This window comes from Dietzia sp. DQ11-38-2 (assembly GCF_014145055.1).
GTDB lineage: Bacteria > Actinomycetota > Actinomycetes > Mycobacteriales > Mycobacteriaceae > Dietzia.
The window spans coordinates 1-7040 of the sequence record NZ_JAALDW010000381.1 but is presented as its reverse complement, the minus strand read 5'-3'; the positions used below and the strand labels follow the sequence as shown (position 1 = coordinate 7040).

At 68.4% G+C, this 7040-nt stretch carries 5 protein-coding genes; 3 read left to right on the top strand and 2 right to left on the bottom strand.

The annotated features are described in order from the left end of the window. Both G6026_RS12720 and G6026_RS12715 read left to right on the top strand, forming a co-directional pair. A partial coding sequence (locus G6026_RS12720) for a hypothetical protein (protein ID WP_182613387.1) occupies nucleotides 1–543 on the top strand: 543 nt, incomplete at its 5' end. Nucleotides 544–669: 126 nt separating this feature from the next. Next, on the top strand, nucleotides 670–4545 hold the full coding sequence (locus tag G6026_RS12715; RefSeq protein ID WP_231750278.1) for a multifunctional oxoglutarate decarboxylase/oxoglutarate dehydrogenase thiamine pyrophosphate-binding subunit/dihydrolipoyllysine-residue succinyltransferase subunit: 3876 nt from the start codon (nucleotides 670–672) through the stop codon (nucleotides 4543–4545). Nucleotides 4546–4638: 93 nt separating this feature from the next. On the opposite strand, the gene G6026_RS12710 is transcribed toward G6026_RS12715, so the two are convergent. Then, nucleotides 4639–5553 carry a glycine betaine ABC transporter substrate-binding protein gene (locus G6026_RS12710; RefSeq protein WP_107756741.1) on the bottom strand — a complete coding sequence of 305 codons (915 nt, stop codon included), beginning with the start codon at nucleotides 5551–5553 and terminating at the stop codon, nucleotides 4639–4641. A gap of 177 nt (nucleotides 5554–5730) precedes the next feature. Here G6026_RS12710 and G6026_RS12705 point away from each other — a divergent pair, with 177 nt between their 5' ends. Beyond that, nucleotides 5731–6798, top strand: coding sequence for a magnesium and cobalt transport protein CorA (locus G6026_RS12705; protein ID WP_234414825.1), 1068 nt, complete (start codon nucleotides 5731–5733; stop codon nucleotides 6796–6798). On the opposite strand, the gene G6026_RS12700 is transcribed toward G6026_RS12705, so the two are convergent. Further along, nucleotides 6799–7040: suppressor of fused domain protein (locus tag G6026_RS12700; RefSeq protein WP_182613385.1), on the bottom strand; the 242-nt coding region annotated here is incomplete at its 5' end. It abuts the gene before it with no gap.

Below are 7040 nucleotides of genomic sequence, written 5' to 3'. Positions count from 1 at the left end.
TGGATCCGCGAGCGGCTCGACTCCCGCTTCCTCACCGCCGTCACCGCGTCCGGCGCCGCCGTGGGGGCGACGGCGGCCGTGCCGGGGGTGGGCACCGTGCTCGCGTTCGGCGCGATCGGCGCCGAGTCGCTGGTGTTCATCGAAGCCGCGGCGTTCTACACCCTGGCCGTCGCGGAGGTGCACGGAATCGACGTCAAGCTCGGCGAGCACGAGGAGCTGCTCGTCATGACCGTGATGCTCGGCGCATCGGGCACCGCGATCCTGGCCAACGCGGTGAGCACGAACGGCGGTGCCTCCGCAGGCGGATCACTCGCCGGAAGGTCGCTCGGTCTCCCCGGCCTCAAGGAGGTCAACCGGCGCATGGTGTCCCGGTTCGCCCGGAAGTTCGCCGTCAAGAGAGCCACCCTCGCCATGGGCAAACTGGCCCCCGCCGGTATCGGCGCCGCCGTGGGCGGCTGGGGTAACCGGCGGCTGGGCCGGACCGTCGTCAACGCGGCGGCGGCCACCTTCGGCACCCCGCCCGACAGCTGGCCCACGAGCTGAGCGCCGTCCATCCGGACGCCGCATCCCCCTGTCAGGTGAGATCGGAAGGCCCCGAACGCGCGGAAGGTCTAGCCTGGGTCCATCGCGTGTGAAACCCACCACAAATCAGGAAGGCACCACAACATCGTGAGCAAAACCGTCTCACAGTTCGGACAGAACCAGTGGCTCGTCGACGAGATGTACGAGCGGTTCTCCAAGGACCCCTCCTCAGTGGACGAGTCCTGGCACGAGTTCTTCGACGCGAACCCCGGGGCAGCCACCGGCCGCGATGCGTCGAAGGGCTCGTCCGGAGCCGGGCCGGCGTCGGACGGGGGTGACACACGCACCGGTGGGAAGAACAACGGCGACGGTAGCGGTGGCGGGAAGAAGGGCAAGAAGGTCTCCGCCGACGCATCCGGGGGCGACAACGCCACCCCCGACGCCAACACCCAGAAGACCTCCGAACTGACCGTGGCCGACGTGTCCCCGGAGTCCTCGGCGAAGGACGTGGCCGCCAAGCCCGCCGACGACAGCACCCCCGCGCGCAAGGCCCGCGGTCAGGGCGTGCCCGCCCCGGTCCGGTCGACCGAGAAGCGCAAGAAGGACGACGCCCCGGCCGCGAAACGGACCACCAGACCCGAGTACGCACCGCCGGAGGAGCCCGAGAACAAGGTTCTCCGCGGCCCGGCGAACGCCATCGTCAAGAACATGAACGCGTCGCTGTCGTTGCCCACGGCCACCTCGGTCCGTGCGGTCCCGGCGAAGCTGATGATCGACAACCGGATCGTCATCAACAACCACCTCAAGCGCACGCACGGCGGGAAGATCTCGTTCACCCACCTCATCGGGTACGCCATGGTGCAGGCCGTCAAGGCCTACCCGAACATGAACAACTACTTCGAGGAGATCGACGGCAAGCCCAACGTCGTCACCCCGAACGGGATCAACCTGGGCCTGGCGATCGACATGAAGACCAAGGCGGGGCGCACCCTCGTCGTGGCCGCCATCCGGAACTGCGAGAGGCTCGACTTCCGCGGCTTCCTCGACGCCTACGAGGACATCGTCTCCCGCGCCCGCGTCGGCAAGCTGACGATGGAGGACTTCTCGGGCGTCAGCATCTCCCTGACCAACCCCGGTGGTATCGGCACGGTCCACTCGGTCCCGCGTCTCACCCCGGGGCAGGGCGCGATCCTCGGCGTCGGCGCGATGGAGTACCCGGCGGAGTTCCAGGGTGCGAGCGACGAACAGCTGGCCAACAACGCCATCGGCAAGATCACCACGCTCACCTCGACCTACGACCACCGGATCATCCAGGGGGCGGAGTCCGGCGAGTTCCTGCGCGAGATCCACCGCCTCCTGCTCGCCGACGAGTTCTACGACGAGATCTTCGACGTCCTGGGCATCCCCTACGAGCCGGTCCGGTGGCGCCAGGACATCACCGACCCGCGTGTGGACAAGGACGCCCGCGTCCTCGAGCTCATCGCGGCCTACCGCGACCGCGGTCACCTCATGGCGGACATCGATCCGCTGGACGGTCGGCACGCCCAGCGTCGGCGGACCTTCCATCCGGATCTCGACGTCAACTCGCACGAGCTGACCCTCTGGGACCTGGACCGGAAGTTCTCCGTGGGCGGGTTCGTCGGCAAGGACAAGATGCGTCTGCGCGACGTCCTCTCGGCGCTCCGCGCGGCGTATTGCCGCAAGATCGGCATCGAGTACACCCACATCCTCGAGAACGACCAGCGTCAGTGGATCCAGGACCGGCTCGAGGGCGTCGACGACAAGCCGACGGTCGCCGAGCAGAAGTACATCCTGTCGAAGGTCAACGCCGCCGAGGCGTTCGAGACCTTCCTGCAGACCAAGTACGTCGGTCAGAAGCGCTTCTCGTTGGAGGGTGCGGAGTCGGTCATCCCGATGATGGACGCCGTCATCGACGAGGCCGCCGAGTTCGCCCTCGACGAGGTCGTGATCGGGATGCCGCACCGCGGGCGTCTCAACGTGCTGGCCAACATCGTGGGCAAGCCCTATCGCCAGATCTTCACCGAGTTCGAGGGGAACATGGACCCCTCGGCCGCTCACGGCTCCGGGGACGTCAAGTACCACCTCGGCGCCGAGGGGATCCAGTACCAGATGTTCGGGGAGAACGAGATCAAGGTCTCGCTCACCGCCAATCCGTCGCATCTCGAGGCCGTCGACCCCGTCCTGGAGGGGATCGTGCGCGCCAAGCAGGACCTCATCGAGGACCCGGAACGGCGCGCGGAGTACCCGGTCGTGCCGCTCATGCTGCACGGTGACGCCGCGTTCGCCGGACAGGGCGTGGTCGCGGAGACCCTGAACCTCTCCCAGATCGACGGCTACCGCACGGGCGGCACGATCCACATCGTCGTCAACAACCAGATCGGCTTCACCACCGCGCCGGAGGCCGGCCGGTCGAGCCAGTACGCCACGGACGTGGCCAAGATGATCGGCTCGCCGATCTTCCACGTCAACGGCGACGATCCCGAGGCCTGTGTGCGGGTGGCCCGGTTGGCCATGGACTTCCGCCAGCAGTTCAAGAAGGACGTCGTGATCGACCTCGTCTGCTACCGCCGCCGCGGGCACAACGAGGCCGACGACCCGTCGATGACGCAACCGCGGATGTACGAGGTCATCGACGCCAAGAAGAGCGTCCGGCAGTCCTACACCGACGATCTGGTCGGCCGCGGCGACATCACCGAGAAGGAGGCGGAGAACGCCCTCCGCGACTTCCAGGGGCAGCTCGAGCGGGTCTTCAACGAGGTCCGTGAGCTCGAGAAGCACCCGGTCAAGGCCTCCGAGTCGATCCTGCCCAACCAGCCGCTGCCCAAACGCCTGGTGACGGCGGTGGACGAGTCGGTCATCCACGCCATCGGCGACGCCTTCGGCAACCTGCCGGAGGATTTCCACATCCACTCGCGGGTCAAGCCGGTCTACGAGGCGCGCCAGAAGATGGCCTACAACGGCAACATCGACTGGGCGTTCGCCGAACTGCTGGCGATCGGCTCGCTGGTGCAGGAGGGCCGGACCGTGCGTCTGGCCGGGCAGGATTCGCAGCGCGGGACCTTCACGCAGCGCCACGCCGTGGTGGTCGACAAGACCACGTCGGAGCCGTACTCGCCCCTGCAGAACCTCGAGGACGCCGAGGGCCGCTTCGAGGTGTGGAACTCGGCGCTGACCGAGTTCGCCGGCGTCGGGTTCGAGTACGGATACTCGGTCGGGGACCCGGAGGCGCTGGTGTTGTGGGAGGCCCAGTTCGGCGACTTCGTCAACGGTGCCCAGACCATCATCGACGAGTACATCTCCTCCGGCGAGGCCAAGTGGGGCCAGAAGTCCTCGGTCACCCTCCTCCTCCCCCACGGACACGAGGGCATGGGACCGGACCACACGTCGGGTCGCATGGAGCGTTTCCTGCAGCTGTGTGCGGAGGGGTCGATGACGGTCGCGCAGCCGTCGACACCGGCGAACTACTTCCATCTCATGCGTCGTCACGCCACGGACGGGATCAAGCGTCCGCAGATCGTCTTCACCCCCAAGTCGATGCTGCGCAACAAGAAGGCCGTCAGCGCCCTCGAGGACTTCACGACGGGCAAGTTCCGCTCGGTTCTCGACGATCCCACCTTCGTCGACGGTGGTAAGGACCCGGAGAAGGTCACGACCATGCTCCTGGTCTCCGGCAAGCTCTACTACGAGCTGGCGGCCCGCCAGGAGAAGGAAGGCCACGAGCACATCGCCATCGTGCGGCTCGAACAGATCCACCCGATCCCGTTCCGCCGACTGCGCGAAGCGCTCGGGCACTACCCGAACCTCTCCGAGGTGCGGTGGGTGCAGGAGGAACCGGCCAACCAGGGCGCGTGGAGCTTCCTCGCACTCAACCTGCCGGAGGTCATCCCTGAGTTCCCCGCGATCAAGCGGGTGTCGCGGCGGGCCATGGCCGCCACGTCGACCGGGCTGAGCAAGGTCCACGCGGTCGAGCAGAAGGCGCTCGTGGACGAGGCGTTCGCCTGATCGTCGCCGGGGGGTGAACCCCGGCGACGATCAGTCGCCCCCCACCGGGGCACTGGGTCCGCCGCCCGGAGACGGGCGGCGGCCCGGAGCAGGTCAGTAGTCGTGGGAGTCGAGCCAGAAGTCGGCGAGAGCGGTCGGGGTGGACGTCCCGAACTCCACCCCGAGCAGCAGTTCCCGGACGTCGTCGGTGGTCAGCTCTCCGCTGATCCGGTTGACCAGGGCCAACTGGTCCTCCGAGAGCGAGCCCTTGCGGAACACCGGGACGAGGTGTTGGGCCAGGATGGCGTCCTCGTCGTCGTCCAGCACCACCATGTCGTCGGGATACAGCACCGGGTCGGTCGACTGGACCAACCCCACCCCGATCTCGCCCGCCCGCAGCGCCTCGAGGACGGCGCGAGGGTTCGGCCCGAGCGCCACCCGCCGCCCGAACCCGCAGTCGTACGTCCCGCCCACGGCGGTGGCCAGCTCTCTGTCCGCGAGCGCCTCCTGGCGTGCGCCCAGCGTGAACTCGCCGCACCGGCTCTCGAGGTCGGACATGGTCCGTAGACCGCGGGTCTGCGAGGTGTGCCGGGTCACCACGTACACGGGGGCGTCCTCGGCGGGAGCCGGGTCGGCCGCGGTCACACCCTCGGGCAGGGCCGCCATCATCGCTCTGTACACCTCGTCCGCGTCGACCGCCGTCGACTGGGGATCGAAGGAGCGCAGCAGTTCCCCGGTGTACCCGATGGTGAAGGTGGCGTCCCCGGTCGTCACCGACTCGAGAACCTCGGCCTGGCTCCCGGACTGCGACCGGATGGTGGCCCGGGAGCCGGAGCGCAACAGCGCGTTGCCGTAGATGTGGCCGACGATCTCGGCCTCACCGAACGAGGCGGTCTCGATCACCACCACCGGATCGGGCTGGTGGGCGGGGATTATCGAGGACTGCGCCTGGCATCCGCTCAACCCCACCACGGCGGCCCCGGCGATCGCCAGTGCCCGTACCCCGGCCCCGTCCCCCGTCCGCCGCACACGACCACGTCCTTCCTCGTCACGTCCGCACCAGACGGTGCGACACTGTCCACCAGTGTCCCAGCAGCACCCTAACGGTCTCGTCTGGAGGTCCGACGCCCGATAGGGTCGGGGCAACGATCGAGGGGAGCCCAGGTGCCCAGTGTCCGGAGACTGCGGAACACGACGACCCTTCCCGTGCCCACCCCCTCGGGTCCGGCCGTTCCCGCCGAACGCGCGGTGGTCGGCTGCGGTGTCTACGTCGACGGTGTCCGCGAACAGGGGCATGTCACCCATCGGACCGCGATCGAACGGGTCCGGGAGACCGGGCGGGGTTTCGTGTGGATCGGCCTCCACGACCCGGACCGGCATCAGATGGACACAGTCGCGTCGGCGTTCGGTCTGCACGAGCTGATCGCCGAGGACGCGACCAGCGGGCGGCAGCGACCGAAGCTGGAGGCCTACGACGACACCGTGGTCCTGACCATGTCGACTGTCGAGTATCTCGAGCACCGGTCGGTGGCGGACGCCACCGATGGCGGCGAAGTCACCGGCATCTTCGACACCACGGACATCGTCTCCACCGGTGAGATCATGGTGATCCTCGGCCGTGATTTCGTCATCACCGTCCGTCACGGCGACATCCCGGCCCTGTCCGGCCTCCGCGCGGAACTCGAGGGCGCACCCGAGAGGTTGTCCCGAGGGCCCGCGGTCGTGATGCACGCCGTGGCCGACCGTGTGGTGGACGGTTACCTCGAGGTCGCCGAGAGGATGAGCCGGGAGATCGACGATCTCGAGATCGCGGTGTTCGCCCCGCGCACCCCGGTCGGCATCGAGCAGATCTACGTCCTCAAGCGCGAACTGCTCGAACTCAAGCACGACATCGCCCCGCTGGCCCTCCCTCTGCGGCACCTGTCGGTCGAGCACGTCGACCTGATCCCCTCCGAGGTGCGGCACTACTTCCGCGACGTCCAGGACCACCACACCCGGGTCGCCGCCGAGGTCACGACCCTCGACGAGCAGATCACCTCTCTGGTCCACGCCGCCATGGCGATGATCGGCGTCCAGCAGAACACCGACATGCGGCGGATCTCCGCGTGGGTGGCGATCGCCGTGGTGCCCACGATGATCGCGGGGATCTACGGCATGAACTTCACCAACATGCCCGAACTCCGGACCGAGTACGGCTACTACGTCGTGCTCGGCGTCATGGCCGCCGCGTGCACGGCGTTGTTCCTGCTCTTCCGGAGAAACCGCTGGCTGTAGTCAGCGCGCCAGGCCCGGGTTCACCGCTCGGCGCGCGGGGTCGGTCACGTCGATCCCGGCCTCGGTCCACGCGTCCTCGAGTTCCCCGGCTCCCTTGAGCCGCACCCAGGCCGCCTCGGTGTGGGTCACCGGGACCGCCCGGAAGATCCTCACGGGCGCGGCCTCCCCGCGCAGCTCGACGTCCGGGACCTCGGGCGCGCGCAGGACGACGGCGGTGAACGCCGCGCCCGGCCACAGCGGCT